This window comes from Nitrospirota bacterium, from assembly GCA_040757335.1.
Taxonomy (GTDB): domain Bacteria; phylum Nitrospirota; class Nitrospiria; order 2-01-FULL-66-17; family 2-01-FULL-66-17; genus JBFLXB01.
On the sequence record JBFLXB010000016.1, the window covers coordinates 1 to 26,074 of the forward strand.

Below are 26,074 nucleotides of genomic sequence, written 5' to 3' on the forward strand. Positions count from 1 at the left end.
CCGCCAGGCTGGGAAACAGAACACCCTGTGTGCTATCATCCGCTCGCATCGACACGCCTCCGAGGTGGGAAATTGCTGCCCGCAACAGCACTTATACCACAGCGGAGGCGTTGTCGTTTCAAGTTTCATGAATTATTCGGGTTAGAACCACCAGACGCCAAACCAGCCGACCATCCCCGACGCAGCCAGCAGTTTCTGGGTACCCGTCAGCCGCCGGGTCGAGAGCACGACCGGCAGGCTGAGCGGGGAGGTGAGAAAGCACGCGGTGAAGAACACCCACGTGGGCAGCCGACGCGCGTGTGACGACTCCGGGAACAGCCCGCAAAACGGGCATTCGATCTCCCCGTGGAGCACCTGACCGCAACGCGCGCAACGCGTGCGGCCCAGGAGCTCGTCGAGGTCCGTGTCCTGGTCGCTCATACCGCGGAAGGAATCAGCGGCGCGACCGCGAGGCTTCCGGAACGATCGTGACCGCCAGCCGCTCGGTGCCGCGGATCAACGTGAGCGTGGAGGCCACGCCCACGGCCGTGTCCACCAGCAGCCGGTGGAGCGCGTCGATGCCGTCGACCGGCTGGTCGCCGAAGGCGATGAGCACGTCGCCCGGCAGCACGCCTGCGCGTTCGGCCGGGCTGTCGGATTCCACGGACGCCACCAGAATCCCGCGCTCCACGGGGAGGTCGTGAAAACGAACCAGCCGGCGGCGCAAGGGCGTGTCCTGTCCTGCAACGCCGAGATAGCCGCGGGTGATGCGGCCGTCCTTGAGCAACCGTCCCGCCACGAAGGCCGCGGTGTTGATCCCGATGGCAAAGCAGATACCCTGGGCCGGCCGGATGACCGCGGTGTTCACGCCGATGACGCGGCCGCGGCTGTCCACGAGCGGCCCCCCGGAGTTGCCGGGGTTGAGCGCCGCGTCGGTCTGGATCACGTTGTCGATCAGGCGCCCGGAGGTCGCGCGGAGCGAGCGGCCGAGCGCGCTCACCACCCCGGCCGTGACCGTACACTGAAACCCGTACGGATTGCCGATCGCGATCGCGAGCTGTCCCACGCGGACCGCGTGCGAGTCCGCGAACGTCACGGCCGGGAGCCCGTGCGCGCCAATACGGATGACGGCCAGATCCGTGTCGGGATCGTCGCCGATCAGATCCGCTTCCGCGCGGCGACCGTCGAACGACGTCACGGTCAGCCGGTCCGCGCCCCGCACCACGTGGCTGTTGGTCAGAATGAATCCGTCGGGGGTGAACAGGAATCCCGATCCGCTGCCTTGGGCCTCGAACGAGCGCCGACGCGCGGGTCCGCTCACCTGACGGTGCACGTCGATGTTGACGACCGAGGGACTCACCCGATCCGCCGCGGTCGTGACCGCGTCCGAGTAGGCGTCCAGCAACTCCGCATCGCTCGCCCGCGGCTCGCCCCGCGGCTCCGCGATATGAGAGCCGTCGTGGCTGAGCAACTCGATAGCGTGGTCGAAATCTCTGTCGAATTTCATGATGTCACCATCCTCTCAGGTGGGAGCTCATCTCCCACACCAATACCTCCGCCCCGGCGGCCGCATCCGCGACAAGCTTGCGCGAGCCCGCCGTAACCAGCCGTGCCGAGTCGCCGGCTTCCAGGCGTCCCACGCCTTCCAGGTCCGCAGCGCCTTTGGGTACAAACACGTGGACAAACCGCGCGTCGGGTACTGTAACCGTCTCCCCGGGCCTGAGCCGCCCCACCCACAACACCGCGTCCTTCTGCCGGATCGAGATGGCCGCGTGATGCCCGCACCCCGACGCCAGCGGCACCAGGCCGCCCTTGGCGATCTGGCTGTTGATATCCAACTGCTCGTACGCGGGGTCGATCCGCTCGGTATCGGGCACGACCCACATCTGAACGAAGTGCACCGGCGCGTCGCCGCTGGGATTCATCTCACTGTGCCAGATCCCCGTTCCCGCGCTCATGCGTTGCGCCAGACCAGGGTAAATGATGCCCTTGTTGCCCAACGTGTCCTTATGTTCGAGCTCGCCCTCCAAAACCCACGTCACGATTTCCATGTCCTGGTGCGGGTGCGTGCGAAACCCGGTCCCGGGTCTCACGATGTCCTCGTTGTTCACAAGGAGGAGGCCGTGATGCGTGTTCTGCGGGTCGTAGTGCGGCCCGAAACTGAAGCTGTGTCGCCCGTGCAGCCAATCGATCGACGTGACGAAGCGATCGGTGCTGCGCTGAATCTGCGTCAACGCGGCCGGCATGACGTTCTCCTCCATGTCAGGGAATACGATCTGACTGTACGACGACCGTGGGGCTTCGTAAAGGGTGATGGCGTTGTTGTCAGGGAACTCGGCTGACGCCGACTTTACACGTCGTTCGGTAGGACAATTTCCACATAGGTTCCCGGAACCGCTCGGCTAATGGCCTGTTCGATCTCGGTGAGGAGGTTGAGCACGATGGGGATTTGATTGCTGGGTAGCACAATGATCGCGAGTCGGCGCCGGGAAAGGTTCTGTTGGTGCCGGAGATTCTTGTCGGCGGTGACGAAGATGTCGAACTCGCGTTCCGCCCGTTCGAGCAGATCGCCGTTTTTGATGCCAGCCCAACCCATCTCTTGGACGGTCCGGATTGCCGCATCGGACAGTCGGCGCTGAATGATCCGCGGCGCCGACTCGTCGAGCAGGACTTTCAACGAGGCTGGCTAAGCTTGAGAAGGGTGCTCTTCGAAAACTCGAGGACCTGTAACGCTTGCGCGCGGGAGACGGTTGGAAAATTGTCAAGGAATTCATCCAGAGTTAAGCCCGCTTCGAGGTTGTTCAGAAGGGTGTCAACGGGTACCCGCGTTCCTTGAAAGACGGGACGTCCCCCCAGGATGTCAGGGTCGACCGTGATCGGCAGCCGATTGAGCTCTTTCTCCTCGATAACCAGTGTCATAGCACATCCCCCTCCGGATACCCCAGCGACAGACCCGCAGCGTAGTTGAATCATACACGGTAGCTGGCGGCCTTTCAATGTTCGGTCCAGTGACCGGCCGGAGCGATGCACAAGCTAAGGGGCCATCCACATCGCCAGCTATGTGTTCTTCCGACGCTTGAGCAGCGACTTGAGCCGAGCCTTGCTTACCTGCTCGCCTTCGAACGCCATCGACTGCACGACCCTATCCAAGAGTACTTTTCGGTGGGCAGCTGCGACCTTCTCTGGCGTGTTGTGACGCTTCTGCCAGGCCCGAATCTTGGCGGTCAGGTCATCTAAGTCGATCGGCTCGCGATCTCTCTTCTTCATTCAGAGTTGTCCACTCGTTCACGCGATCTTGATCACGAAGTGCATGGCGAAGTCCAGCACCGTGCCCAACACGCCCACCAAGTACGACGGGCCGACGAATCGCGGGCCGGTGCGCCAGAAGTAGATCGTGTTGCCGACGAGCAGGGCGTCGTAGACGATGTTGACGATCTGGTGCGCCAGCGGGAACGGGCGCGCGAGGAAGGCGGTGGTGAAGATCAGAATGAGGGGCAGGATGGCCAGGACGAGCGGGACGAGTTGACGACGTTTGACCAGGACGATGACGAGCGAGGCCACCAGCGCGACGAAGACCACCAGGAAGAAGATGTGCGCGAGGAAAAAGGCCTGAGCTCCGGCGCGTTCCGCCTCGTGCATCCCGTCAGGCCTCCGCGGCGTATTTCAGCACCCGCACCTTTTCCATCGTGACCAGACCTTCCGTGACCGACTGGTCCACCACCGGCAGAAACGATTGGATCTTGGGTTCGGAGTCCACGATCTCGATCACCATCGGCAGATCGCGAGACAGCTCGACCAGTTTGGACGTGTGCAGCCGCGAGTGTTTGCCGAAGCCCATGGGTCCGCGCAGCACGGTGGCCCCGGCCAAGTGCATTTCCTTGGCCCGGTGTACCAACGCCTCATAGAGGGGCCGTCCGGTGCGCGCCTCCACGTCGCTTTCGCCGATGAAAATTCTGAGCAAGACGCCTTCTTCAGGAATCTGCATGGATGTGACCTCCTGCCCTGCGGGAAGCGCCTCGATCGCGGGCGCATCGAGGGAAACGGCGGCCCCGTCATCCGCGCCACCTCGGTAGTACAACACGTGGGCGCGCTCGAGCGTGACCATTCCCGAATGGATGCGGGGTGCCACCCGCGCGAGCAGCCTGCGGATCCGCGCGTCCGCATCCACAACTTCGACAATCACAGGCATCGGATGGCTCACGCCCCACGCCTGCTCGGTGAGCATCGCGCCGCCCTGCGAGAATCCCATGTGCCCCTTGAGCACCGTGGCGCCCGCGAGGTGTTCGCGACGCGCCGTCTCCACGATCACCTCGTACGCGGGTTGCAGTCCCGCGCGGTCAGCCGTGGTCAGATAGAACCGGCACAGAACCTGTTCGCCTTCGAGCTTCACGGGCCCGCATCCGATGTCAGAACCACGCGCGCGCCGCCAGCACGCCCAGCCGAACCGCCGCGAGACCGAGGATCACGCTGAGCGCGATGTTCAACGCGGTGATGAGCCACTCGCCGTCCATCAGCAACGCGTGGTTCTCGAATTCAAACGACGAGAAGGTGGTGTAGGCGCCGAGGAAGCCGATGGCCAGCAGGAGCTGCACCTGCTCCGGCCGCGCGATCAGCCGCTCCAGGATGACCGTGCCGAGAATGCCGATCAGGAAACAGCCCGAGATATTGACCACGAACGTGCCGAGAGGAAACCGCGTGCCGAACGTGGAGCCGATCCACGTGCCGACCAGAAACCGCGCGTTGGCTCCGAAAAACCCTCCGATTCCGACCAAGAGATAGGGCATGATCTGGCGCACGGTCGTCCTCCGTTCTCCCACCCGCTGTCCGGCGCTACCTTAAAGGAATTCGCCCCCCGGCGTCCAGCGTCAGGGAATCGAGTAATGGGATACGCGTCTTGACTTGAGTCGGGGATGGTTTATAGTGGCGCGGACGCCCTGTGAGGAGACGGCCGATATGCGGAAATCGCTAGGGGTGTTGACTGGAGTGCTGGTGGTGCTGGTCCTCACGGCTCAGCCGGCGCGTGCGGTGGAGTACCGGCTGGACGCCGCGCTCGCAGTCTACCGTTGGGTGGAGGACGTGGCCCCCATCTATCCAGAGGAACTGGGTCCCATGGTTCTGCTGGGAGGCTTCGTAAGCGGCTCCCCATCGTCTGCGATGCCAGCGCTCACTCTGCGGGGGGATGTCCGCGTGATGCTCGGTCGGGTGAACTATGACACGGCGCTTATTTCAGACCCGACGACGCCGATCAACACGCAGACCACCTACGCGGGAATGATTCAAGAAGGCACGGTGGGATGGCGCAAGGCTCGCGGGAGTTGGCGCGCAGAGCCTTTCGTGGGAGTCGCGTACCGCTGGTGGCTTCGCCAGATCGAATCGACTGGAAACGTCGAAGGATATCCCGAGTGGTACTACACGATCGTCGGGCGACTGGGCCTACGGTTGGACCAAACAGCCTCCGCCGGCTGGCGCCTGTATGGGGTGTTCTCCGCGGATCCGTTGCTGTGGGCGACCGAGGTGATCGATCTCACCGACGCAACAGGCGAGGCGTTGTACGTGGAGAACGGGTTGAACATCGGCTGGACGCTTGAACTCGGGCTGCGTCAACCCCAGGCCGACCTGGGCGTCTTCTGGCAAGCCGTTCGGCTCGGAGAAAGCAACGTGGTATCGTGCAGTATCTCCACGAGCGGCTGTCTGCAGCCGAAGTCCGAGCAAGACATCATCGGCGTGAAACTCGGCGTCACATTCTAGTTGCCATGCTGCGAGCGGGGCGTTCGTGACCTCGGACCCTCGACTCGACCTCGTCGAACGCTTCTTCCGCGGAACCGGTTCCACGTATGACTTCATGGTCCGCGTCGCCACGCTGGGCTTCGACCCGGCGTGGAAGCGTCGGATGGTCCGGATCGCGCGTGAGCAGAAGGGCGAGCCGGGAGCGATCCTCGACCTGGCCTGTGGGACCGGAATTTCGACGTTCGCGTTCAGCCGTGCGTTTCCCCGCGCGCGCGTCGTGGGCGTCGAGCTTCGGGACGAGTACCTGCAACGTGCGCGGGCGAAATTGGCGGCCGCGCCCGATCCTCGCATCCAATTTGTCTTGAGCCGCGCCGAGGACTTCGCGACCGACCAACGCTTCGACGTGGTCGCCGCGTCCTACCTCGCCAAATACGCCGACCTACCGGTGTTGGTGGATCGCGTGGTCGGATGGCTCAAACCAGGCGGATTGCTCATGATGCATGACTTCACCTTGCCGCCGAATCGTCTCGCGTTGGGGGTTTGGAGAGCCTACTTTCGGATGTTGCAAACCCTCGGGTCGAAGATCTTCCCCCCGTGGAAGGCGATATACGATGGGTTGCCGGAGTTGATCGAACGCACGCGCTGGACGAGCCAACTGCAAGAGTTACTGCGTCAGCGGCGATTTTCAGATGTGCGGTTCGAGTGGCAGACGTTGGGCGGGTCGGCCATCGTGACAGCCTTGGCGCCGTTAACCGTGCGTGAACCGGAATAGGGCGACACCTATTCCAAGCGCGATTACCCCGAGGCTGACGCTTTTCAGAATGCGTTCGTACATGGTGGCGGACGCCGTCTCGTCCGCGGATCGAGTCGATTTCCGCTTCAGATCCTTATAGGCGCGCGACGCGGTGATTTCCACCACGCTCAACGCGGCCATGGCTGCCGCGACGATCAGGGCCGCGACGGACACGCCGTTAGTCTGCATCGCGTATCCGGCCAGTACCGGCAGTGCGCCCCAAGACAACGCAAACCAGCCGTCGGTGTGGAAACGGCCGTTCCACCATTCGAGGTTGTAGGCGAACACGAAAAAGCCTTCGACCACGGCAACGGCCGCGAGCCACGGCACGTACCAGAAGCTATAGTGCCCCGCGATCGCGTAGGCCGCGATCAGTGAACCACCCGCGGCAAACCATAGTTGCCGGCGCGAGAACACCTCGCCCCACGGCTTGATGCCGCGGCTCCCCAGCGCGTCCAGCGCGTGCGCGGCTATACCCAATCCAAAGAAATAGATTACTAACAGCGCACCGACACGATGCCACACGACCGACGTCGCGAGCATGCCGCCGATCACGGTGTAAGACAGCACCATGCCGGTGTACGGCAGAAAGAGCAGGCCGATGGCGGTTCGAAACCACAGCGGTCCTCTGCGGGGGACGAACCACTCGGAGAGTCGCGCGTTGTGGGTCGAACGCGCGGCGAGACGACTCACTCAGTCCCTTGTCGTCCCCCCCCTTTGAAAAAGGGGGGAGGGGGGATTTCCCGCCTGCGGTCCACCACCGCCTCACGGATGGCCTCGGTGACAGCGTCGGTGTGCCGAAGGACTTCCGCGCTGTCAAAACGTAATACGCATAGACCGAACCCTCTCAGCACTATGTCGCGCCGCGCGTCCTGGAGACTTCCTTCAGGGGCGAAGTGCTGGGATCCGTCGACCTCTACGACGAGCTTGGCACGCGGAGCATAGAAGTCCACGACAAAGCCGGCAATTGGTCGCTGGCGATAGAACTGAATTCCGGCGATCTGTTTCCTTCTCACTCTCGACCAGAGAACCTGCTCACTCTGAGTCATCTCCTGGCGGAGGCGCCGTGCGACCTGCTTCAGGTCTGGTCGATAGTTGAGCACAGGGCAAATCCCCCCTTGCCCCCCTTTGTCAAAGGGGGGAAGAAGGCCCTGGAGCGTCAGTGAGCCTCCGCCCAATTCTGTCCTGTCCCGATATCCACGCGGATCGGTACGGATAGCGGGTACGCCCCCTCCATTTGGGCCTTCACGAGCGCCTTCAGCGCCACGACGTCCCGCTCGACCACCTCGAAGACCAGTTCGTCGTGCACTTGCAGCAGCATCCGCGCGTCGAGCCCCTCGGTTTGAAGGCGTCGATCGATGTTGATCATCGCGAGTTTGATGATGTCCGCAGCGCTGCCCTGGATGGGGCTGTTCACGGCGCTGCGCTCGCCGAAGCTGCGATGCGCGGGGTTGGCGCTGGCCAACTCAGGGATCGGGCGCTTACGGCCCACGAGCGTAGTGACGTGGCCGTCGGCGCGCGCTTTGTCGATCGTCGCGTCCACAAAGCGCTTCACGCCTGCGAAGTGGATGAAGTACTCGTCGATATAGCGTCTGGCCTCGGCTTGCGACACGCCGAGTTGCTCTGACAAGCCGAACGGAGAGATCCCGTAAATGATGCCGAAGTTCACGGTCTTCGCGGCTCGACGCATCGCGGGCGTGATCTCCGACGCGGGCAGGTTGAACAGAGTGCGCGCGGTGTCGGTGTGGATGTCGCCGTTGGTCCGGAACGCCTCGAGGAGGCGTTCGTCGCCCGACAGGTGCGCCAGAATACGCAGCTCGATCTGGCTGTAGTCCGCGGACAGCAGCGTGTACCCGGGCTCGGGCACGAACGCGGCGCGGATGCGCGGGCCCATCGGACCCTTGATCGGGATGTTCTGAAGATTGGGATCACTACTGGACAGGCGCCCGGTGGCCGCGACGGCTTGGTGGAACGTGGTGTGGATCCGACCGGTGCGCGGGTTGATCAGCGCGGGCAGCGCGTCGACGTACGTCGACTTCAGCTTGGAGAGCTGCCGGTAGGCCAGAATCTCGGCGGGCAGCTCGTGCTGCGCGGCGAGCTGCGTGAGCACGCTCTCGTCCGTGGAATACCCCGTCTTGGTTTTTTTAATCGGGGCCAGGCCGAGCCTGGTGAACAGGATCTCGGCGAGCTGCTTGGGGGAATTGACGTTGAACTCGCCGCCGGCCAGGGTGTAGAGCCGTTGCATCATCCCCGCCATCTGCACATCCATCTCTTTGCTCAGGGAACTCAGGAGGTCCGCGTCCACACGGATGCCGAGCGCTTCCATGCGGGCGAGAACCGGAATGAGCGGGAGCTCGACGCGCTCCAGCACCTCGGTCTGACCGTCCGCGGCAAGGCGCGCCGCGAGGTCGTCCACCAGCGCCTCGGTCGCGCGGCACCAATCCGCGGCCGCGTCCGGACCGTCTGAAGCCGCAATCGTTTGTGAAAGGTATTCCAGCGCCACGGGCGCCAGGCGTTGATCGGACCGATTCGCGTTCAACAGATACGCCGCGAGCATGCTGTCCCAGAATCCGGCGCGCACCGGGATGCCGCGTCCGAAGGCCCACACCAGCAGAGGCTTGACGTTGTGGCCGCGAATCGTGACCCGGTCGTCGCCCAGCAGGGCCGTCAATCCGCGAACCACGTGGTCGGCGTGTCGAGTCGCGTCGATCACCCCTTGTTCGCCGCCGACCACGGCGTACGCCAACGCGGTGGGCTCGCTGTTCACCGCCAGCCCTTCGCTCCACGCTGCCGCGAGCGTGACGGCCCGTGCGTCGCGACCGCGCGCCATCGCTTGCTCGAACGTGGCGCCGTCCACGGTTGCGACCGCGACGGCCGGCGCTGACGGCGCGGGCGTAAGGGATTTCAATAGCGCCGTGAATTCCAACTCGCGGCACAAGGCCACGAGTCGGCCTTGGTCCGGATCTTGCCGCTTGAACCGCGCGAGATCGAGCGTGACCGGGCAGTCGGTGGCAATCGTGGCGAGGCCGCGCGATCGGCGCGCCTCCTTAGCGTGCTGTTCCAGCGCGGCGCGCAGTTTAGGCTGGGGAATATCGGGAAGCCGGTTGAGAATCTGCTCCACCGAGCCAAACTCGCCGACCAGTTTGGTGGCGGTCTTTTCCCCGATGCCTTTGACGCCGGGGATGTTGTCTGTCGAGTCTCCCATCAGCCCCAACACATCGGGCACCAGAGTCGGCGCGACGCCGAACCGCTCGCGCACCTCGGCTTCACCGAACATCTTGTTTCGCAAGGTGTCGAACACCTTCACGCTCGGCGTGACGAGCTGCAGCATGTCCTTGTCCGCGGTGACGATTGTGACCTCCAGCCCTTGCGCCTCGGCTTGGCGGGCGATGGTGCCGATCAAATCGTCCGCTTCGTACCCCTCCAGGACGAGCTTGGGAATGTTGAAGGCCTCGACCATGCGTTCGATATAGGGGATCTGCCGGGCCATGGGGTCCGGCATGGGCGGGCGGTGGGCTTTGTAGTCCGTGTACTCGACGTGCCGTTGCGTGGGACCGACGGTATCGAACGCCACCGCGAGATAATCGGGCTGCTGCTCGCGAACGATCTTGAGCAGCATGTTGGTGAAGCCGAAGACCGCGTTGGTCTGAAAGCCTTTGGACGTGGACAGCGGCGGCAGCGCGAAAAATGCGCGGTAGATATAGCCGTGGCCGTCGATGAGGAAGAGTCGTTGGGGCATGGGACCGTGCCGAACACTACACTAGGGGCGACCGGGAAGACAACTGTTGTTCGCGGGCAGTTGTCTGTTGTTCGTCACGGACAACAAACAACGAAGAACGAATAACGTGGTGTGGAACTAGTGAGTGCGTTCGTGTTGCAGCAGCTTTGCCTTCAGAGCCAGCCCGCCGGCATAGCCCGTGAGGGTTCCGTCACCGCCAACAACCCGATGGCAGGGGATGATCAAGCCTATGGGGTTGGTCCGGCATGCCATGCCCACGGCGCGCGCAGCCCCGGGGTGGCCGATCATTGCGGCGATCTCGCCGTACGTCCGCGTCTCCCCATAGGGGATCCTGAGCAGCGCGGCCCAGACCGCCCGCTGAAACGGCGTACCTTGCGGATCGAGAGGAAGCGAGAAGTCCTTGAGCTGTCCGCGTGCATAGGCGCGCAACTGCTCGTGGGCCGCGCGATGCATCGGATCGGACGCGGGCGCCTGGGGGTATTTGTCATGGAACGGCGGCCTGATGTCGAGCTCGATGACTCCCTGCGGCCCGATCACGACGCGGGCGCGTCCCCACGGCAACGCCACCGAACTGGCGGTGGTGAGGGAATCGCCAAGATTCCGCAAGACGCTTCTGCTGCGGGTGGGACGGGGGAGGGGCCGGGTGGTGCTCAAAGAAGGAAGAGTCATGACGTTCGCAGCCTCCTAGGTAAGGTGCGTTGCCATGGTGCCGAAGGGGGGATTTGAACCCCCACGGGTTGCCCCACACCCCCCTCAAAGGTGCGTGTCTGCCAGTTCCACCACTTCGGCTCGGCGTGCATCGCGCGGGGCGAGAGCAGAGGGGATAGCCCCCACGCGCGGGCCGGATTATACATCTCAACCGGCTGGCGAAGCAATCGGCGTTCCACGGCACTACGGATTCTGTTAGAATCGATCCGTTCCGCGGAGTGGTTCCGTGCCTACCGATGATTTCGACGACATCGAGCTGCCCCCGCTGGTGATCCCCAAGCGCGATGGGCCCGAGTGCCCGTTCTGCGGCGAGCCGACGATGATGGCGGATGGCGATTGGATCTGTTTGGATTGCAACGGTGGTAGCTACGGTCCTGAGACTGGTTAGGAGCCTGACCATGAAGGGCCATCTGCTGCGTTGCCGCTCTCTTAAGGTGCCACGGCCGCCTCACCGTCTCGGCGGCGCTCGTAGCTTGGGCGCCACTTCTTCGTGGCGCCATTCGCCTCACGTACGCACTCAGCAGTATGCTCCGGTGCGGTGCTCGCGGCGCCTTGCATTTGGCCCATTCCTGGCCAGGCTGAAATGGGCCACTCTGGATACGGTTCCCTGATCCCTCTTCTCTCTAATGAGAGACGGTACCTCGCGGTTCTTTGCTCTCCATGACGCTTTGCGGGAGCGCATGGACGGGCTCCAGCGCAAGATCAGCGCCGGGATGGAGTTTGCGCTCGACAATCTGCTCGAACACCAGATCGATCACTATTTTCGGCACGAAGAGGCGTTAGAGGAGCTCGAGTCGTTGTTCTGTCGAGTCACCGCGGACTTTGATTCGTTGGACAGCGTGGAGGCGCTGAAGCGCTTCGAGGCGCGGTTCGTGATCCTCGAAGATCGCTGCGAGGAGATCGATGCCGCGTTGCGTCAGCGACCCATGCGGCGGCGACAGCGCATCAACTTTTTCAATTTCTTTCGCCAGTCCCAAGGAGACAACGGACAGGCCGAGACCTCGCGACCCGAAGTCTCATCGCTCACCGAGGCGTACGAGATCCTCGGCGTGGAGCCGGACACGCGCCCTGCGCTGATCACCGCGGCGTTCCGAAAACTCGTGAAGGAATTTCATCCCGATATGAACGGCGGGGACCGCAGCCATGAGCCGCGTTTGCGCAAGCTCATGGCTGCGTATCAGTTAATCAAAGCACAGGTCACCAAATAAACCACGTTCAAATTGTTCAAGGGTTCAAGGGGTTCAAGTTAAACCTTTGAACCCTTGAACGTTTGAACAGTCTTTACGCGAGAATCCCCAGGACGTTCTCTTCCCGCACGAGCACGAACTCTTCACCGTTGACCGTCACCTTCGAGCCCGCGTACTTCTCGTAGAGGATTTTATCTCCGGGTTTTAGCGTGGTCTTGACGAAAATCTTGTCCTCAGTGCTCTTCTTTTTTCCCGATCGGTAGTTGTCCTCGTCTTTGGACTTCCAACGACCTTCGCCGATTGCGATGACCTCGCCCTCCTGGGGCTTTTCCTTGGCGGTGTCCGGGATGTATAGGCCGCCGGCGGTGCGCTCTTCTCCTGACGATTGTTTGACCACGGCCCAGTCGTGCAACGGTCGAATCTTCATCTCACGTCCTCCTTTCAGGAACAAAATTATAGAAACGTCGCCTCGCCCGAATCAAGCCGCCTTGCGGCTGTCGGAAAGACGCGGATCCAACGCGTCGCGTACCACGTCGGCGAACAGGTTGGCGGCCAGCACGAGCGTGAACATGAAGGTGAACGCCGCGGCAAGCGACCACCAGACCATGGGCTCGCGCGCCATTTCCAGTCTGGCGCTGTTGATCATGGTGCCCCAACTGATGGTGGTGGGATCGACGCCCACGCCCACGTACGACAGAACGGCCTCGGCCAGCACCAAGCCGCTGAAGTCCAGCACGAGGGTGATTAGCACGATATGCATCACGTTGGGCAGCAGATGCCGCATCATAATCGTCATCGACCCCGCGCCATATGCCTGCGCGGCTTGGACGTACTCCATCTCGCGCAGCTTGAGAGTCTCACCCCGTAGGAGCCTGCACAGGCCCGTCCAGCTCGTCACGCCGAGTATCGCGCACAAGAACAGCAGGCGTGCGTCGGCACGGACGGCCGCGGTATCGAACGCCTCGGGGTGCACGGCAATATACGCTTGGAGCGTCAGAATTGCCGCGGCGATGAGCAGCACGCCGGGAATCGAACTGAGCGTCGTATACAGATACTGGATCACGTCGTCGGCCCATCCCTTGAAGTATCCGGCGGTGATTCCGAGCAGGATGGCGAACGGCATCATAATCAGCGTGGTGAGCGTGCCGATCGCGATGCCGGTGCGGACGCTTTTGAGCGAGAGGTACAGCACGTCCGTTCCGACTTTGTCGGTGCCGAGCACGTGGTACTTGACCGCCCAGTGACCCACCACGAAGCCGAGCAACAGCAGCACTCCGAGTGTCGCGAGGATGACCCGCCAGGGCGTATCGGTCTCACCCCGGATGAAGCGTGCCAGCATGGTGTTCCACGGCAGCCGGTGCCGACGGACCTGCCAGGCGCTGACGCCGACGATCAGCAGCGCCCAGACCAGCAGGCCCTGGATCGCGCCAACCGCCGCAGTCGCGGCGATGTCTCGCGCGCGGTCGGCCGCGGGATCGGCCAGATGTGCGCCGCCGTAGCGGAGGCGGGGGAAGTCGCGCGTGGTCGTCCCGTCGGGACGCTCCACCGTCTCCTTGGCGTACAAGTGCGTGGCGAACGGCGCGGAGTAGGTTTTTTCCACCCGATCCTTCAGGGGGAGGACCAGGGCGTCAAGTGCGCTCAGGACCTCGGTCGAATAGTCCACGCGGGTCGCGGTTGCGGGGTTATCGGTCTGCGGGAGCGCCCGGCGAAAGTGGATCGAGTCGAGCAACCCGATCGCCACGTACGCGGCGAGCACGACCAGCGCGGCCATGCCCAGCCGGCTGCGCCGCACCACGCGCCAGGGCGCGCGCAAGTGCTCCCGCTGCCGCGTATACAGCGCCGCCGCGACGGTCAGGCCCACCAGCACGAACAGCAGGGCGTCGGTCCACAGCAACACGGGCTTCACCGAGGTCATTCCAGCCGCACCCGCGGATCCACGAGCGTGTAGGACACGTCGGTCAGGATCAGCCCCACGATGTATAAAGCCGACCCCAGGAACACCATGGCGCGCACGATCGCGAAGTCCTGCGAGCGTATTCCGTCGATCGTGTAGCTACCGAGGCCGGGCACGCCGAAAAAGGACTCCAGGATCAGGCTGCCCAGAAACAGGGCGGGAATGATCACCACCACGCCGGTCAGAATCGGAATCATGGCGTTCTTGAGGCCGTGTTTGAAGAGCACGCGCGCTTCCGACAAACCCTTGGCGCGCGCGGTGCGGACGTAGTCCTTGCCGATCTCTTCGAGGAACACCGTTCGGTACAGCCGCGTGCTCGCCCCGACGCCGCTGACCACGCCCACCAGCACGGGCAGCACCAAGAACTTCGCGGCGGCCGTGCCGGTGTCGTATCCGGAGATCGGCGTGAGGTTCAGCAGCTTGCCGATCACGTATTGTCCGCCGATGACGTAGAACAACGAGGAAATCGACAACAGGATCACGCAGAGGACCACGCCCCACAGATCGAGGTACGTGCCGCGGAAAAACGCCAGCGTCATGGCGAACGTGACGTTGATCAGGATGCCGACGACGAAGATCGGGACCGCGATTGCGAGGCTGGGCCACATCCGCTGTTGGATATCGTAGCCGATGTCGCGGCCGTCGTCGGCGCTCCCGAACTGGAACGCGAACAGGGAGAGCGATTTCTCGAAGAAGATGGTGTCGGTCACCTTGCCGCCGCCGGGTGCGGTTCCGTTCCATAGCAATGGTTTATCGTACCCGTGCTCGTGTTTCCATTTGGCGATCGCTTCCGGGGTGACCCGTTTCACGCCCAAATGGATGCGCGCCATGTTGTCGGGTGGATTGACGACAAAAAACAGGGTGAAGGTGATGAGATTGACGCCGATGAGGATCGGCACCGCGTAGAGGAGACGGCGGATCAGGTATCGGGTCATCCCGGGGCTCGGGTGCGCCGAATGTGCCGAATCACTGCGGGCAGGACCACCGCCACTGGTAGCAACAGGGCCACCGCGATCGGGGCGAGCTTGGGCCGGTTCCACGCGGCGCGTTGCTTTGCGCGCTGCCCAGGATCGATGCGCTTGTATTTCAGCGTGTTATTGGCCATCAGGTTGGGTTTCGCGTTGTGGTACCAGGCGTGGTGAAGCGTGAACTGCTTAGGGTGAAATCCGAAGGCCCAGGGCGCGTCCCGCCTGGCCATCTCCACCATCCGATCAATGATGGCCTGCCGTTCTGGCCCGTTGTTCATGTTCTTCATGCGTTCGAACAGCCGGTCGAACTCTGGGTTCTGATAGTTCGCCGCGTTCTCGCCGTTCTTGCCGACCTTGATGTTGGGGCCGTAGAGCAGGAACAAAAAATTCTCCGGGTCGGGGTAGTCCGCGTTCCAGCCCCACTGAAAGATTTGGGCGTCGCCCCGGAGCATCTTGTCCTGGAAGCGGTTGTAGTCGGTGTCGCGAATCTCCAGGTCAAGGTCCAGCTTGGCGAACTGTTTGCGCACCCAATCCAGACGCGCTTTGTCCTCGGGCCCACCCGTCGTGACGTCGAAATGCAGCACCAAGGGTCTGCCGGTTTGGGCATCGCGGCCATTGGGGAACCCGGCTTCGATCAACAGCCGCTTCGCGTCCGCGATGGACTTGCGCTGGGGGCGATTGTCCACCCAGTCGTAGACGTAGGGGTTCACGCCCGCCGGTCCTTCCAAGTGCCCGAAGATCCCCGGGGGAATGGGCCCCTGCGCTGGGCTGCCGCGCCCGTTGCGGAAGATCGAAATGAACTCGTCGTCGTCGTACGCGATCGAAATCGCCTGCCGGAGCTTGCGACCGCGCTCGGAATATCCTCCGACAACCGGATCGAGCATGTTAAAGCCCAGGTAAAAGATCGACGTCTCAACGGACGTGACCAGCCGGATCCCTTTGGCTTCCATCGCTTCGGTGAGCCCCACCTCGCCGTGTCCGGTCATCTGTACGGCTTGGTCGAAAGTCTCGGAGCTGATGCCGCTGACGTCGTAGTAGCCCTGGAGGAACTTGTTCCAATACGGAATGCTTTCTTTCTCCAGGCTGTATACGGCCTTGTCGATGAAGGGCAACGCCTCTCCAGCGTCGACCAGGAACCCGGCGGCTCGATCGCTCGGCTCGCCATCCGAGGGATAGCGCTCGCCGTGAAAGTTGGGGTTCCGCTCCAGGGCCATCTGGCGGTTGGGATTATTGACCGTGAGCATGAAGGGGCCAGTGCCGATCGGGTACCAGTCGAGCGTGATGTTCTTCTCGGTCATGCCGGGCTGGGAATAGAACCGATCGGCCTCCCATGGGATGGGTGCGAAAAACGGCATGGCGAGCCAGTACACCATCTGCGGATACTTTGCCTTGACCGTGATCCGGTAGGTGTAGCGGTCCACCACCGCAGCGCCTTCGAGCGGATACTGCGTCAAATCCAGGAACGCGGAGGGGTGATCAGCGAGCGCTTTGGCCAAGACCCCGGCGTAGTCACCGAGCCCGACGATGTATTCGCTCATGAGGCCGAAGATCGGCGAATGCACCTTGGGATGGGCCAGGCGTTTGATCTGGTACACGTAGTCGTCGGCCACGAGCTCGCGCGTGCCGGTCTGGGCAAAGTCCGACAACGCGTACACGCGCGCAAGGTCCGTTGGCGCAAGGTCGTGATAGAGGAAGCGCCCCCCGGCGTCGGCGGCAAACGCGGGGTGGGGCTGGTACCGGATACCGGGCTGGATGTGGATGTCGTACACGCTGTACGCGATCTGTTCCACCGACGCGGAGTCGGGCAGCGGACGGCGCCGGGCGTCCAGGTAGGCGGGCCGGGGCACCTCGGTCGCGGTCAGCGGGATGAGTTCGTAGGGCCGTCTGAGAAAGTGGTACTGGAGCGGCGGTTCGTAGATCTGGGCGGTGAACGCGGCCTCGTTCGCGCTGTACGACCGCGCAGGGTCCAGGTGCTTGGGGCGTTCGTCGAACGACGAGTAAAGGATGTTGCGGCCTTCGTCCGAGCCGGGATACGGATTATTCCACGGCGAACCAGTGCACCCGGACAGCCCGGTGAGAAGGATCTGAGCAGACAACAACGGGACGCTGAGGTAGATCGACAGCCGACGAGCCCCCGGCATGGGGGCCATCGTAGTGAAGCGCTCGGCAGAAAGTCAAACGCGGGGTGCGAGGGGTCTTGCGGCGGTGATCGTCAAGCGGCAGCAGTGCCTGCTACGCGCTGTCCAACCGTTCAGATATGCGCCGAAGCGACCGCGTGGATTGTTCGGGCAGAATCAGCCGAATAACACCCACGCCGTGGTGAGTCCGAACACAAAACCCACCATCAGCATGGTCACGGTCGCCAGCATCGTGACGGTCGCGACGGATCCCGTTGAGGCAGCGGTCTCCAGCGCATCCGACACGGCCTGTTGGCAGCACGACGAGAGGGGCCTTGCGCGAGCCTCGGGCATCGGGATCGCTATTTGGTCAAACGCGGCCGGGGAAACCACGTGCCCCATGGGAAGTCCTCCTGGGTGAGTCAGCCACAAACACGGCCACGCACACTGAACTCCTTGAAAACATACCGGCCTTCAATTCGTGTGCCAGCCAAACTGCGGTAAAACAGGTGTACGCGCTCACCTGGTGCCGGAAACATGGCAGAAGTCGAGTTGAATCGACGGAGTTTCGTCGTGTGTTCCTCAAAAAGAAGCCCGACCGTAATAAGGAGTCGAAGCGTTCGGTTACGACGACTACGCCACGGTTCGTGCTTGAATGAGGGCCACGAAGTGACGAGCCAGGCGTTCCTCGAAGTGCGTGCCGATGCGCGTCTCCAGCATGGCCAGAATTTCGTCCGACGGACGTGCGGTCTGGTAGGGCCGATTGGTGCGGAGGGCGTCGTAGAAGTCCGACAGCGAGGTCAACATGCTGCACAGGTGTTGGGAGCGCGATCGCGGAAGCGTAGGATACCCCGACACGTTGTACAAGAGGTGGTGCTCATACGCCACGATCGCGGCCAGCTTGGGAATCGCCGGGTTGCGCAAGAGCAGGATCGACCCGGTGATGGGATGTTTTTTCATCTCCTCGTACTCGTGGGGTTCCAGCTTGGAGGGTTTCTTGAGAATGTGCTCGGGAACCAAGGTCTTCCCGATATCGTGCAGCATGGCCGCGATGCCGAAGTCGTGGATCAACGTCTTGGGCACGCCCAACGACTCGGCTTGCGCCATGGTCAGGATCGCGATGTTGATCGCGTGCGTGTACGTGTATTCGTCATAACTCTTCAAGCTGGCCAAGGAGATCAGGGACGACCGATTGGCAAAGAGCTGATCTTCCAATACGCGCATGATTCGCTCGACGTGATCCATCACCAGCCCCTGGATCTCATCCCATCCTTCGAAGATCTGACGCAGCTCCTGGACCTGGGGACCGAAGTCGAATTGTGCGCGGCCGGACGGCGACTCCGGGCGGTCGGCCGAGAGTTTGCCGATCTGGATATGGGGCAGCGTCGGCACCGTGCCGGCCGTGAGGCCGTCCACCAAGGCCAGCAACTCGTGACCCTCCACACCGGCTTGGAAAATGAGCATCTCGATGCCGCGGGTCTTGAGCCGACCCTTGAGGTCGTGGGAGACCATCTCCAGCTCGAGGCTTCGGACATCGTCAACGAACAGCCGGTCATCGACCGCCACGATGCGAATCTCTTCGCGCCCCTCGAACAGCCCATCGAGACTGCCGAGTAACTCGCTCACGGCGTCACGAAGCTGCGGGTGACCGGCGGGATAGAGCGACCGCCCGCGCAACACCCGGCTGATCTGTCGGAGCAGCCGATAGCGGGGATCGGCCGCGATCGGAGAGAGGGACCACTCAGGCTGCGCGCCCATGTTCCTCCGCGCTTTGTCGCTCCGACACCTTGAGCCGACGCCGGCGCAACGCCTCGCGTGCGGCTTTGCGAACCACCGCGTCTTTCGGGAGATCGAACAAGATGAATCGCCGACGCCTGGCCAGTCGGCTCAGAAACGCCACGCACGCCGGTTCGTTCGAGCGTCCCAACGCCTCGATGATCTTGAGTTTCCGCGTCTCCGATAGGCGCGAGGCGCGGGAGTGGTAGATCTGCCGAAGGCGCTCCACCGTAGCCGGCGTGGGTCGCTGGAGCAGAAGGGAGATTGCGCAGGAGGCCACGCGGTCATCCTTGTCCTGCACGCCGACAGCCAGCGTGTCCAGCAGGGCTTCTGGTGGGCTGATCGACCCGAGCGCGCGCAGCGCTTCCAAGCGGACCTGCTCGTGGGCGTGCGTGGCGAAGGGCTTGAGCTTCGGGAGCACCTCCGAAACTCGGGCTTCGCCCAGCAGAAAAATCATGTTCCGGAGGATGAACCACCGCTCGTCCTTGAGCCAGGGCAACACGGCCGGCGCGATGGGTCGGCCGATTCGCGCGAGGACGTCGAGTAGGCGCTTGCGAAGGACCATGTCGCCAGGGTCGGTCGCGGCATTCAAGATCTCCAACAACGCGGCGACGATGGGTTCGCCGATGGCGACCAGGTGGTCCGCGATCGCCGCGGCCCGCGCCTTGTCGATTTTGGGGATCGCCCGTACCACGGGCGCCACCATGCGGGCCAGCGTTTTGTCGAACGCCTGCTTCGCCTCCGGGTTGGCGGGCCGACACGCCCTGATGGCCTCGAACACCCCTACGACCGCCTCGGGATGTCCGCCCACCAGCGGGTCTTCCAGCGCCTGGCCCAGCCGTTCGATGAGGGCGGCCTGACTGGGGGCCGCGGCGGGAAGCTCCAGGAGTTCGGTCATCACGATCGCGAGGTGGCGGTGAATCTGCGCCTCATCGACCGGATCGACGAGGTCTCCGATCGGCTCATGGGCGACGGCTGCGAAGGCGGGCGCGGTACCAGACAGCCCCTTGATCGTCTTAGCGTAACTATCCGGATAGAAGTTCTTCTCCGTCTTCTTGTGGAACAGCTCCGCGTACAACGCGTGTCGATCCGCCAGTTCGAGCCCGTCCAGCCGCTCCGCGATGGACGGAGCCAAGGCGGGTTGCTCCCGACTGAGCCCCACGAACTTCCTGAGCAGCTCCAGCGTCGGGATCGAGATGGTTCCGCCGTGGGACTGGATCTGGGACAAGACCTCGAGCAGGACCGGTTCGGACAGGTCCGCCAAGATCGCCGCCAACGCGCCGGGTCCCGGACTGTCCGGCGCGAACGCGAGGCGAAACAGGCGTTCGCGCACCGGCGGATCGAGCCGTTCGACCAGCGTGGCGAGCCGTTTGCGTTCGGCCTCGGGCAACGGTGCGGCGCGCTGGTCTCCCGTTGCGGGATCGTGCAGCGGGGCGGCAAGGCGCTGCAGGTGTTCGAGCACGAGCCGCTCGTACCGCCCGGAGTCGCCGGTCGTGGACGCGCGGTTGATCAGTTCCGCCAACCGTTCGGGTTGTTGGCTCTCCGGTGTCTCGCCGCCGGGCGCGCCGCCGGGGCTACGCTCTTCCAATCCGGCCTCGAGCAGCGCGTCCAGGAGCTGGCTCCACGTGTCGCCGCGAGACGCCGATCCTTGCGCGTCCGCGGTGGCGTGTCGAAAACTGACCAGTGCGATTTCGATCGCGGGGACGGCCTGGTGAAGCGCTGCGAGGCTCTGTTGTCGCGCTTCGGGAGACGCGTTGCGTTCCTTGAGCCACACGAGGAGGCGAGACAGCCCGTCGTGGTCCACGCCCTGGCGAACCGTCATGCGCGCGACGTGGGCGGACGACAACGCGTGGGTCAATTCCTTGAGCACCGGATTCTGCGGGTCCAGGGGCTCGCCTGCCAAGAGCAGGTGCTTGGCGCCGACGTCGACGGTCAGCGTCGGGTGAGTCGGCCAGAGCGCCTCAAATCGTTGGGCCAAGCTGTCGATGGCTTTGGGAATGAGCGCGTGCGTCGGCGGATACAACACCATTTTTCGCGCCGCCTGGTGGAGCTCGACGAGCACCGGAATAACCTGGGGAGGTGTGGGTCCTTCAACTGCCATGGCCAGCGCCAAGTCTGCAGACGACACGCGATGTTAGGATAGGAGCAACCCGGGGGTCTGTCAAAAGACGGCGGCCGCGTCGGCGCCTTGACATTGGTTGGATCGGAGTGATACAAAATGCGGATTCTATCTTCCGGTAAGGAGGACCATCCGATGTACGCAGTGATTGAAACGGGCGGCAAGCAATACCGCGTGACGCCCGGGGAATTGGTGCAGGTTGAACGACTGGACCGTCCGGTCGGAGCCGTGGTGGAGTTTGACCGCGTGCTGGCCGTGGGCGGCGATCAGGGGTTGGTCGTCGGCGTCCCGCACGTGGAGCGGGCGCGGGTGTCGGCGGAGGTCATCGCGCAGACCCGGGGCAAAAAGGTCATCGCGTTCAAGAAGCGGCGGCGGAAGAATTCTCGGCGTACCCGAGGCCATCGCCAGCAGCTCACCACCATCAAAATTACGCAGATCGCCGCGGCATGACGCGGGCGGCACGAGGACGCCATGGCGCATAAAAAAGGACAGGGATCAACGCAAAACGGCCGCGACAGCAACGCGCAGCGGTTGGGCGTCAAGCGGTATGGCGGCGAGCTGGTGTCGGCGGGGGCGATTTTGGTTCGCCAGCGCGGCACCAAGTTCCATCCCGGATTCAACGTCGGGCGCGGGAGCGACGACACGCTCTTCGCCAAGATCAACGGCGTCGTGACGTTCGAAGGAAAAAGGTCGGACCGCAAGCGCGTGAGCGTGTATCCCGTCTCAGCGTAACTCCTTCTTCCCGTTGTTGGGGCGACGCGCCCCGGTGTCGTCGGCCCGCGGTCCGCGGCTCGACCCCATGTTTATAGATCATCTCTCCATCCAGGTGAAAGCCGGCGACGGCGGAAACGGGTGCGTGAGCTTTCGTCGTGAGGCGTTCGTTCCCCGGGGGGGACCGAACGGCGGCGACGGCGGCGACGGCGGGAGCGTGATCCTGCGCGCGGATCCTCAACTGCGCACGCTCCTGGACTTCCGGTACAAGCGGCACTACACGGCCCAACGCGGGGCACACGGCCGCGGGAAGGACCAGACCGGTAAACGCGGTCCCGACCTGGTGATTCGCGTTCCCGTCGGCACGCTGATCCGGGATGTCACGCACGGCGAGACCTTGGCCGACCTCACGGTGCCCGGGCAGGAGGTCGTCGTCGCCCCGGGCGGACGCGGCGGACGCGGCAACAGTCGCTTTGCCACCCCCACGCGCCAGGCGCCGACGTTTGCGGAGCCCGGGACTCCGGGTGAAGAGCGCACCCTCGCGTTGGAGCTCAAGTTGCTCGCCGATGTCGGCTTCGTGGGGCTGCCCAACGCGGGGAAATCCACGTTGTTGGCCGCGATTTCGTCGGCTCGCCCCAAGGTCGCGTCCTACCCGTTTACCACGCTGGAACCCGCGCTGGGAGTGGTGACCTGGGCGGAGGGACAGAGTTTTGTGGCGGCCGACATTCCGGGACTCATCGAGGGCGCGCACGAGGGGCGGGGATTGGGGTTCCAGTTCCTCCGTCACGTGGAGCGCTCCGCGTTCCTCCTGCATCTGGTCGATGTGTCGGAGGCGGCGGGGCATCATCCGGTCGAGGATCTCGAAGCCGTGCGCCGCGAGTTGGCCCTCACCCATCCCGAACTCGTCGCCAGGCCGTTCGCCGTGGTGGGGACCAAGCTCGACGCCGCAACCGGCGACGAACGCGTGCTGGAGGCCTATTGTCGCGATCGGGGGTGGTCGTATTTGGGGATCTCCGCCGCGACCGGCGAGGGCGTTGCCGCGCTCGTGCGGGCGGTGGGCCGCCGCGTGGCCGATGCCCGGGCGTCGTCTCCGGTTTCGACCGCCGGAGTCGCGGCCTCGAAGGAGCATGGATGAGCGCCGTTGACCGTCGATCCGTTCTGCGGGGCGTACGGCGTGTGGTCGTCAAGGTCGGGAGCAGCGTGCTGGCCTCGCACGCCCGCGGCGTCAATACGCGCCGAATCGGGCTTCTCGCGCGGGAATGCGCGGCGCTGGCGAGCGAGGGATACGAGCTCGCCCTGGTGTCCTCCGGCGCCATCGCATCCGGTCTGGCGCCCTTGGGGTTGCGCGAACGGCCCCGCGGTCTGCCCCTCAAACAGGCGGCGGCCGCGGTGGGACAAAGCCGCCTGATGTGGGCCTACCATCGGGCGTTCGAGGCGCAAGGACGGCGCGTGGCGCAGGTCCTGTTGACCGGCGATGATTTGTCGCGTCGCGCGCGCTTCCTCAATGCCCGCCACACGATGATGACCCTGCTGGAATTGGGCGTCGTCCCGATCATCAACGAGAATGACACCGTGGCCGTGGAGGAAATCAAGTTTGGCGACAACGATACGCTGGCGAGTCTGGTCGTCGGGCTCATCGACGCGCGCCTGCTGGTGATCCTATCCGACGTGGACGGGTTGTACAGCGGCGACCCCCGACGCGATCCCGCGGCGGTGCGACGGGTCAACGTCGACCGCATCACACGCGAGGTGGAACGAGTCGCGGGTGGGTCGAGCCGGAGCGAAGGCACGGGCGGGATGGTGACCAAGCTAAGCGCGGCCAAACGCGCGGCGTCTTGCGGGGCCGCAACCCTGATCATTGACGGGCGCCGAACCGGAGAGCTGAGCCGCGCCCTGCACGGCGAGGACGTGGGCACGATGTTTCTCCCGACTCCCCAAAGTCTGAACAGCCGGCAGCAGTGGATCGCCCACGCGGTGCGGGTCTCCGGCCAGTTGTGGCTCGACCCCGGGGCGGTTCGAGCCGTGGTGGAGGGTCGGAAGAGCCTGTTGCCGTCCGGCGTCACCAAGGTGACCGGCGAATTTTCGGCGGGCGACGCGGTGGCCTGCCTCGACTCCGTGGGGCGGGTGGTGGCGCGAGGGTTGGTCAACTACTCAGCGTCGGACATGGCCAAGATCTGCGGTCTCAAGACCTCCGAGATTGCAAAACAGTTGGGATACAAATATTATGACGAAGTCATCCATCGCGATAATCTCGTGGTCATCGACGAGGCCCACCGAGCCTGACGGAATGCGAACGTGAGCGACCTGGCGACCCACATCACGGAAAAGGCACAGGCCGCCAAACGCGCTGCCGCGTCGCTCGCCGTGCTCCCCGGCGAGGTCAAGAACCGGGCCTTGCGCGCCATGGCCGACGCGCTGGTGGCGAACCAAACAGGGCTCTTAACGGCCAACGCCCTCGACGTCGAGACCGCGCGACGCGAGGGCCGGTCGGCCGCGTTCACCGACCGTCTCACGCTCACCCCGACTCGCATCGAAGACATGGCCAAGGGGTTGCGCGAGGTCTCGGAGCTGCCCGACCCGGTGGGATCGATCGGGTCGCTCGCAGTACGCCCCAACGGGATGCAGGTGGGCCGCATGCGCGTACCGCTTGGCGTGATCGGTATCATCTACGAGTCCCGTCCCAACGTCACAGCCGATTCTGCGGCCTTGTGTCTAAAATCCGGCAACGCGGTGTTGCTGCGCGGAGGGTCGGAGTCGCTGCAGTCCAATCGGGCGATCGCGATGTTGCTGACCGACGCGGCCGCAAAAGCCGGCGTCCCGCAAGGCGCGATCTCGTTGATTGAACGCACCGAACGCGAAGGCGTGCGCGTAATGGCCACCCTCGACCGGTACGTGGATCTGATCATCCCGCGCGGCGGCGAAGGGTTGATTCGGGCCGTCGCCGGCGAGGCGACCGTGCCGGTGATCAAACACGACAAAGGAGTCTGTCATATCTACGTAGACGCTCCGGTGGACTTGACCATGGCCGACGCGGTGTGTCTGAACGCGAAAGTCCAGCGTCCCGGGACGTGCAACGCCATGGAAACGCTCCTCGTGCACGAGGCCCACGCGGGTTCGTGGTTGCCCGCGATGATCAGGCACCTGCAACAAGCCGGCGTGGAGATCCGCGGATGCCCGCGGACGCAAGCCGCGGCTCCCGGTGTCGTGTCGGCCACCGAGGACGACTGGTCCGCGGAGTACCTCGATCTCATACTGGCCGTGAAGGTGGTCCAGGGATTGGACGACGCGATGGCCCACATCGCGCGCTACGGCTCGCAGCACACGGAGGCGATCCTCACCGCGGACTATGCCCGCGCCCAGCGGTTCCTGCGCGAGGTGGACGCGGCCGCCGTGTTGGTCAACGCCTCCACACGCTTGCACGACGGGTACCAGTTCGGCTTGGGCGCTGAAATCGGAATTTCGACCACCCGCATCCACGCCCGCGGAGCCATGGGGCTGGAAGAACTCACCTGCGCGAAGTTCGTCGTGTTCGGTTCCGGCCAGATCCGCACCTAGGACCTGTGGTGGTGAGCGTGGAAGCCCGTGACCATTCATGGACGGGCTAGCCATGCCACCGAGAATCGGGGTATTCGGTGGGACATTCAATCCTATCCACGTCTGCCATCTCCACGTCGCGGCGCGCGTTCGCGAACTGGTCGGATTGGACCGGGTGATCTTCGTGCCCGCGGCCGAGCCGCCGCACAAGAGCGCGGATCTGGCGCCGGCGTTCCACCGGTTGCAGATGACCAAGCTCGCGGTCGCGGGGCGGCCTGGGTTCGAGGTGGATGATCTGGAGCTCAAGCGCTCCGGCCCGTCCTATTCCGCCGATACCATGGAGGAGTTCCGCCGCCGGTATCCGGACGCCGACCTGTACTTTTTGCTGGGGGAAGACATGTTCCGCGACCTCTCGACGTGGCGTGATCCCCACCGCTTGCTCGCGGTCTGTCGCCTGGCGGTGATCGCCCGGTCGGGAGTCCCGTTCGCCGAACTCGCCGGCCTCCCCTGGTTGGGCGACACGCCGCGCAAGGTGCTGGAGCGTCTCGATGCCCAGTCCGGTGAGGTCAGCCTTGATTTGGGACCGCGCGTTCCGGTGTGCCTGGTCAAACCCACGCCGTGTGATATCTCTTCGACGCAGGTCCGACGCGACTTGGCCGCTGGTCGCCTGGAGAAAAAGGTCTTGCCCGACCCAGTGCACTCTTATATACTGAAAAACAGATTATATGGAGTTCGCGACGATCAGAGACCCTTCTCGTGAGC

The 26,074-nt window shown here is 63.9% G+C and carries 30 protein-coding genes, 1 tRNA gene and 1 pseudogene; 10 read left to right on the forward strand and 22 right to left on the reverse strand.

The window, feature by feature from the left end; all coding sequences use genetic code 11:
• Window positions 1-141 precede the first annotated feature (141 nt).
• The 10 genes and pseudogenes from AB1451_09720 to crcB all read right to left on the reverse strand — a co-directional run bounded on the left by AB1451_09720 (window position 142) and on the right by crcB (window position 4,775).
• On the reverse strand, window positions 142-420 hold the full coding sequence (locus AB1451_09720) for a hypothetical protein (GenBank protein ID MEW6683180.1): 279 nt from the start codon (window positions 418-420) through the stop codon (window positions 142-144).
• Between the two features lie 13 nt (window positions 421-433).
• The gene (locus AB1451_09725; GenBank protein ID MEW6683181.1) at window positions 434-1,486 is read right to left on the reverse strand and encodes a trypsin-like peptidase domain-containing protein; all 1,053 of its coding nucleotides are present in this window, start codon (window positions 1,484-1,486) and stop codon (window positions 434-436) included.
• Window positions 1,487-1,490: 4 nt separating this feature from the next.
• Complete coding sequence (locus AB1451_09730; protein MEW6683182.1) at window positions 1,491-2,225, reverse strand: pirin family protein; 735 nt, start codon at window positions 2,223-2,225, stop codon at window positions 1,491-1,493.
• Between the two features lie 104 nt (window positions 2,226-2,329).
• Window positions 2,330-2,656 carry a DUF5615 family PIN-like protein gene (locus tag AB1451_09735; protein ID MEW6683183.1) on the reverse strand — a complete coding sequence of 109 codons (327 nt, stop codon included), beginning with the start codon at window positions 2,654-2,656 and terminating at the stop codon, window positions 2,330-2,332.
• Window positions 2,653-2,898, reverse strand: a complete 246-nt coding sequence (locus tag AB1451_09740; GenBank protein ID MEW6683184.1) for a DUF433 domain-containing protein — start codon at window positions 2,896-2,898, stop codon at window positions 2,653-2,655. The genes AB1451_09735 and AB1451_09740 overlap by 4 nt, the downstream gene beginning before the upstream one ends.
• 138 nt (window positions 2,899-3,036) lie before the next feature.
• Window positions 3,037-3,246, reverse strand: coding sequence for a hypothetical protein (locus AB1451_09745; protein MEW6683185.1), 210 nt, complete (start codon window positions 3,244-3,246; stop codon window positions 3,037-3,039).
• An 18-nt stretch (window positions 3,247-3,264) separates the two neighbouring features.
• Entirely contained in the window at window positions 3,265-3,618 is a 354-nt protein-coding gene (locus AB1451_09750; protein ID MEW6683186.1) for a hypothetical protein, read from the reverse strand.
• 4 nt (window positions 3,619-3,622) lie between these two features.
• Window positions 3,623-3,964: a DUF190 domain-containing protein gene (locus AB1451_09755; GenBank protein ID MEW6683187.1), complete on the reverse strand. Its 342-nt coding sequence runs from the start codon at window positions 3,962-3,964 to the stop codon at window positions 3,623-3,625.
• A gap of 105 nt (window positions 3,965-4,069) precedes the next feature.
• Window positions 4,070-4,369, reverse strand: a pseudogene (locus tag AB1451_09760) (DUF190 domain-containing protein).
• A 16-nt stretch (window positions 4,370-4,385) separates the two neighbouring features.
• Window positions 4,386-4,775, reverse strand: coding sequence for a fluoride efflux transporter CrcB (gene crcB / locus AB1451_09765; protein MEW6683188.1), 390 nt, complete (start codon window positions 4,773-4,775; stop codon window positions 4,386-4,388).
• 157 nt (window positions 4,776-4,932) lie between these two features.
• Between crcB and AB1451_09770 the strand changes: the two genes are divergently transcribed.
• Complete coding sequence (locus AB1451_09770) at window positions 4,933-5,727, forward strand: hypothetical protein (protein ID MEW6683189.1); 795 nt, start codon at window positions 4,933-4,935, stop codon at window positions 5,725-5,727.
• A gap of 25 nt (window positions 5,728-5,752) precedes the next feature.
• A complete protein-coding gene (locus AB1451_09775) occupies window positions 5,753-6,478 on the forward strand; it encodes a class I SAM-dependent methyltransferase (protein MEW6683190.1) in 726 nt (241 codons plus the stop codon).
• On the opposite strand, the gene AB1451_09780 is transcribed toward AB1451_09775, so the two are convergent.
• The 5 genes from AB1451_09780 to AB1451_09800 form a co-directional block, all read right to left on the reverse strand.
• A complete protein-coding gene (locus AB1451_09780) occupies window positions 6,455-7,192 on the reverse strand; it encodes a hypothetical protein (GenBank protein MEW6683191.1) in 738 nt (245 codons plus the stop codon). The genes AB1451_09775 and AB1451_09780 overlap by 24 nt on opposite strands.
• Window positions 7,189-7,602 carry a DUF559 domain-containing protein gene (locus tag AB1451_09785; protein ID MEW6683192.1) on the reverse strand — a complete coding sequence of 138 codons (414 nt, stop codon included), beginning with the start codon at window positions 7,600-7,602 and terminating at the stop codon, window positions 7,189-7,191. The genes AB1451_09780 and AB1451_09785 overlap by 4 nt, the downstream gene beginning before the upstream one ends.
• Before the next feature lie 56 nt (window positions 7,603-7,658).
• Window positions 7,659-10,238, reverse strand: coding sequence for a DNA polymerase I (gene polA / locus AB1451_09790; GenBank protein MEW6683193.1), 2,580 nt, complete (start codon window positions 10,236-10,238; stop codon window positions 7,659-7,661).
• A gap of 117 nt (window positions 10,239-10,355) precedes the next feature.
• Window positions 10,356-10,844, reverse strand: a complete 489-nt coding sequence (locus AB1451_09795) for a methylated-DNA--[protein]-cysteine S-methyltransferase (protein MEW6683194.1) — start codon at window positions 10,842-10,844, stop codon at window positions 10,356-10,358.
• Between the two features lie 98 nt (window positions 10,845-10,942).
• Window positions 10,943-11,027 (reverse strand) — tRNA-Leu (locus tag AB1451_09800).
• A 145-nt stretch (window positions 11,028-11,172) separates the two neighbouring features.
• Here AB1451_09800 and AB1451_09805 point away from each other — a divergent pair.
• Both AB1451_09805 and AB1451_09810 read left to right on the forward strand, forming a co-directional pair.
• Window positions 11,173-11,334 (forward strand): hypothetical protein, encoded by a 162-nt coding sequence (locus tag AB1451_09805; protein ID MEW6683195.1) that lies wholly within the window; start codon window positions 11,173-11,175, stop codon window positions 11,332-11,334.
• 292 nt (window positions 11,335-11,626) lie between these two features.
• Window positions 11,627-12,154 carry a J domain-containing protein gene (locus AB1451_09810; GenBank protein ID MEW6683196.1) on the forward strand — a complete coding sequence of 176 codons (528 nt, stop codon included), beginning with the start codon at window positions 11,627-11,629 and terminating at the stop codon, window positions 12,152-12,154.
• Window positions 12,155-12,227: 73 nt separating this feature from the next.
• Here AB1451_09810 and AB1451_09815 read toward each other — a convergent pair whose 3' ends face one another.
• The 7 genes from AB1451_09815 to AB1451_09845 all read right to left on the reverse strand — a co-directional run bounded on the left by AB1451_09815 (window position 12,228) and on the right by AB1451_09845 (window position 21,049).
• Window positions 12,228-12,560, reverse strand: a complete 333-nt coding sequence (locus AB1451_09815; GenBank protein ID MEW6683197.1) for a co-chaperone GroES — start codon at window positions 12,558-12,560, stop codon at window positions 12,228-12,230.
• A 51-nt stretch (window positions 12,561-12,611) separates the two neighbouring features.
• Window positions 12,612-14,048 carry an ABC transporter permease gene (locus tag AB1451_09820; GenBank protein MEW6683198.1) on the reverse strand — a complete coding sequence of 479 codons (1,437 nt, stop codon included), beginning with the start codon at window positions 14,046-14,048 and terminating at the stop codon, window positions 12,612-12,614.
• Entirely contained in the window at window positions 14,045-15,022 is a 978-nt protein-coding gene (locus AB1451_09825) for an ABC transporter permease (protein ID MEW6683199.1), read from the reverse strand. The genes AB1451_09820 and AB1451_09825 overlap by 4 nt, the downstream gene beginning before the upstream one ends.
• Window positions 15,019-17,196 carry an ABC transporter substrate-binding protein gene (locus tag AB1451_09830; protein ID MEW6683200.1) on the reverse strand — a complete coding sequence of 726 codons (2,178 nt, stop codon included), beginning with the start codon at window positions 17,194-17,196 and terminating at the stop codon, window positions 15,019-15,021. The genes AB1451_09825 and AB1451_09830 overlap by 4 nt, the downstream gene beginning before the upstream one ends.
• Window positions 17,197-17,349: 153 nt before the next feature.
• Window positions 17,350-17,574: a hypothetical protein gene (locus AB1451_09835; GenBank protein MEW6683201.1), complete on the reverse strand. Its 225-nt coding sequence runs from the start codon at window positions 17,572-17,574 to the stop codon at window positions 17,350-17,352.
• A 231-nt stretch (window positions 17,575-17,805) separates the two neighbouring features.
• A complete protein-coding gene (locus AB1451_09840; protein MEW6683202.1) occupies window positions 17,806-18,930 on the reverse strand; it encodes an HD domain-containing phosphohydrolase in 1,125 nt (374 codons plus the stop codon).
• Entirely contained in the window at window positions 18,914-21,049 is a 2,136-nt protein-coding gene (locus AB1451_09845; GenBank protein ID MEW6683203.1) for a HEAT repeat domain-containing protein, read from the reverse strand. The genes AB1451_09840 and AB1451_09845 overlap by 17 nt, the downstream gene beginning before the upstream one ends.
• 153 nt (window positions 21,050-21,202) lie before the next feature.
• Here AB1451_09845 and rplU point away from each other — a divergent pair, with 153 nt between their 5' ends.
• From rplU to nadD, 6 genes are all read left to right on the forward strand, one after another.
• Complete coding sequence (rplU, locus tag AB1451_09850; GenBank protein MEW6683204.1) at window positions 21,203-21,517, forward strand: 50S ribosomal protein L21; 315 nt, start codon at window positions 21,203-21,205, stop codon at window positions 21,515-21,517.
• A gap of 21 nt (window positions 21,518-21,538) precedes the next feature.
• A complete protein-coding gene (gene rpmA, locus AB1451_09855; protein MEW6683205.1) occupies window positions 21,539-21,799 on the forward strand; it encodes a 50S ribosomal protein L27 in 261 nt (86 codons plus the stop codon).
• 67 nt (window positions 21,800-21,866) lie between these two features.
• A complete protein-coding gene (gene obgE, locus AB1451_09860) occupies window positions 21,867-22,913 on the forward strand; it encodes a GTPase ObgE (GenBank protein ID MEW6683206.1) in 1,047 nt (348 codons plus the stop codon).
• Window positions 22,910-24,061, forward strand: coding sequence for a glutamate 5-kinase (gene proB / locus AB1451_09865; GenBank protein MEW6683207.1), 1,152 nt, complete (start codon window positions 22,910-22,912; stop codon window positions 24,059-24,061). Before obgE ends, proB begins: the two co-directional genes overlap by 4 nt.
• Window positions 24,062-24,073: 12 nt before the next feature.
• Window positions 24,074-25,333 carry a glutamate-5-semialdehyde dehydrogenase gene (locus AB1451_09870; protein ID MEW6683208.1) on the forward strand — a complete coding sequence of 420 codons (1,260 nt, stop codon included), beginning with the start codon at window positions 24,074-24,076 and terminating at the stop codon, window positions 25,331-25,333.
• Window positions 25,334-25,385: 52 nt separating this feature from the next.
• On the forward strand, window positions 25,386-26,072 hold the full coding sequence (gene nadD / locus AB1451_09875; GenBank protein ID MEW6683209.1) for a nicotinate-nucleotide adenylyltransferase: 687 nt from the start codon (window positions 25,386-25,388) through the stop codon (window positions 26,070-26,072).
• Window positions 26,073-26,074 lie beyond the last annotated feature (2 nt).

What these genes read in the sequence shown, in the direction of transcription:
- AB1451_09720 (MEW6683180.1), bottom strand. Translation starts at nt 420, where the DNA reads ATGAGCGACCAGGACACGGACCTCGACGAGCTCCTGGGCCGCACGCGT.
- AB1451_09750 (MEW6683186.1), bottom strand. Translation starts at nt 3,618, where the DNA reads ATGCACGAGGCGGAACGCGCCGGAGCTCAGGCCTTTTTCCTCGCGCAC.
- polA (MEW6683193.1), bottom strand. Translation starts at nt 10,238, where the DNA reads ATGCCCCAACGACTCTTCCTCATCGACGGCCACGGCTATATCTACCGC.
- AB1451_09810 (MEW6683196.1), top strand. Translation starts at nt 11,627, where the DNA reads ATGGACGGGCTCCAGCGCAAGATCAGCGCCGGGATGGAGTTTGCGCTC.
- AB1451_09730 (MEW6683182.1), bottom strand. Translation starts at nt 2,225, where the DNA reads ATGCCGGCCGCGTTGACGCAGATTCAGCGCAGCACCGATCGCTTCGTC.
- AB1451_09840 (MEW6683202.1), bottom strand. Translation starts at nt 18,930, where the DNA reads ATGGGCGCGCAGCCTGAGTGGTCCCTCTCTCCGATCGCGGCCGATCCC.
- rpmA (MEW6683205.1), top strand. Translation starts at nt 21,539, where the DNA reads ATGGCGCATAAAAAAGGACAGGGATCAACGCAAAACGGCCGCGACAGC.
- AB1451_09815 (MEW6683197.1), bottom strand. Translation starts at nt 12,560, where the DNA reads ATGAAGATTCGACCGTTGCACGACTGGGCCGTGGTCAAACAATCGTCA.
- nadD (MEW6683209.1), top strand. Translation starts at nt 25,386, where the DNA reads ATGCCACCGAGAATCGGGGTATTCGGTGGGACATTCAATCCTATCCAC.
- AB1451_09825 (MEW6683199.1), bottom strand. Translation starts at nt 15,022, where the DNA reads ATGACCCGATACCTGATCCGCCGTCTCCTCTACGCGGTGCCGATCCTC.
- AB1451_09835 (MEW6683201.1), bottom strand. Translation starts at nt 17,574, where the DNA reads ATGGGGCACGTGGTTTCCCCGGCCGCGTTTGACCAAATAGCGATCCCG.
- AB1451_09725 (MEW6683181.1), bottom strand. Translation starts at nt 1,486, where the DNA reads ATGAAATTCGACAGAGATTTCGACCACGCTATCGAGTTGCTCAGCCAC.
- proB (MEW6683207.1), top strand. Translation starts at nt 22,910, where the DNA reads ATGAGCGCCGTTGACCGTCGATCCGTTCTGCGGGGCGTACGGCGTGTG.
- AB1451_09770 (MEW6683189.1), top strand. Translation starts at nt 4,933, where the DNA reads ATGCGGAAATCGCTAGGGGTGTTGACTGGAGTGCTGGTGGTGCTGGTC.
- AB1451_09755 (MEW6683187.1), bottom strand. Translation starts at nt 3,964, where the DNA reads ATGCAGATTCCTGAAGAAGGCGTCTTGCTCAGAATTTTCATCGGCGAA.
- rplU (MEW6683204.1), top strand. Translation starts at nt 21,203, where the DNA reads ATGTACGCAGTGATTGAAACGGGCGGCAAGCAATACCGCGTGACGCCC.
- AB1451_09740 (MEW6683184.1), bottom strand. Translation starts at nt 2,898, where the DNA reads ATGACACTGGTTATCGAGGAGAAAGAGCTCAATCGGCTGCCGATCACG.
- AB1451_09830 (MEW6683200.1), bottom strand. Translation starts at nt 17,196, where the DNA reads ATGCCGGGGGCTCGTCGGCTGTCGATCTACCTCAGCGTCCCGTTGTTG.
- AB1451_09820 (MEW6683198.1), bottom strand. Translation starts at nt 14,048, where the DNA reads ATGACCTCGGTGAAGCCCGTGTTGCTGTGGACCGACGCCCTGCTGTTC.
- AB1451_09745 (MEW6683185.1), bottom strand. Translation starts at nt 3,246, where the DNA reads ATGAAGAAGAGAGATCGCGAGCCGATCGACTTAGATGACCTGACCGCC.
- AB1451_09845 (MEW6683203.1), bottom strand. Translation starts at nt 21,049, where the DNA reads ATGGCAGTTGAAGGACCCACACCTCCCCAGGTTATTCCGGTGCTCGTC.
- obgE (MEW6683206.1), top strand. Translation starts at nt 21,867, where the DNA reads ATGTTTATAGATCATCTCTCCATCCAGGTGAAAGCCGGCGACGGCGGA.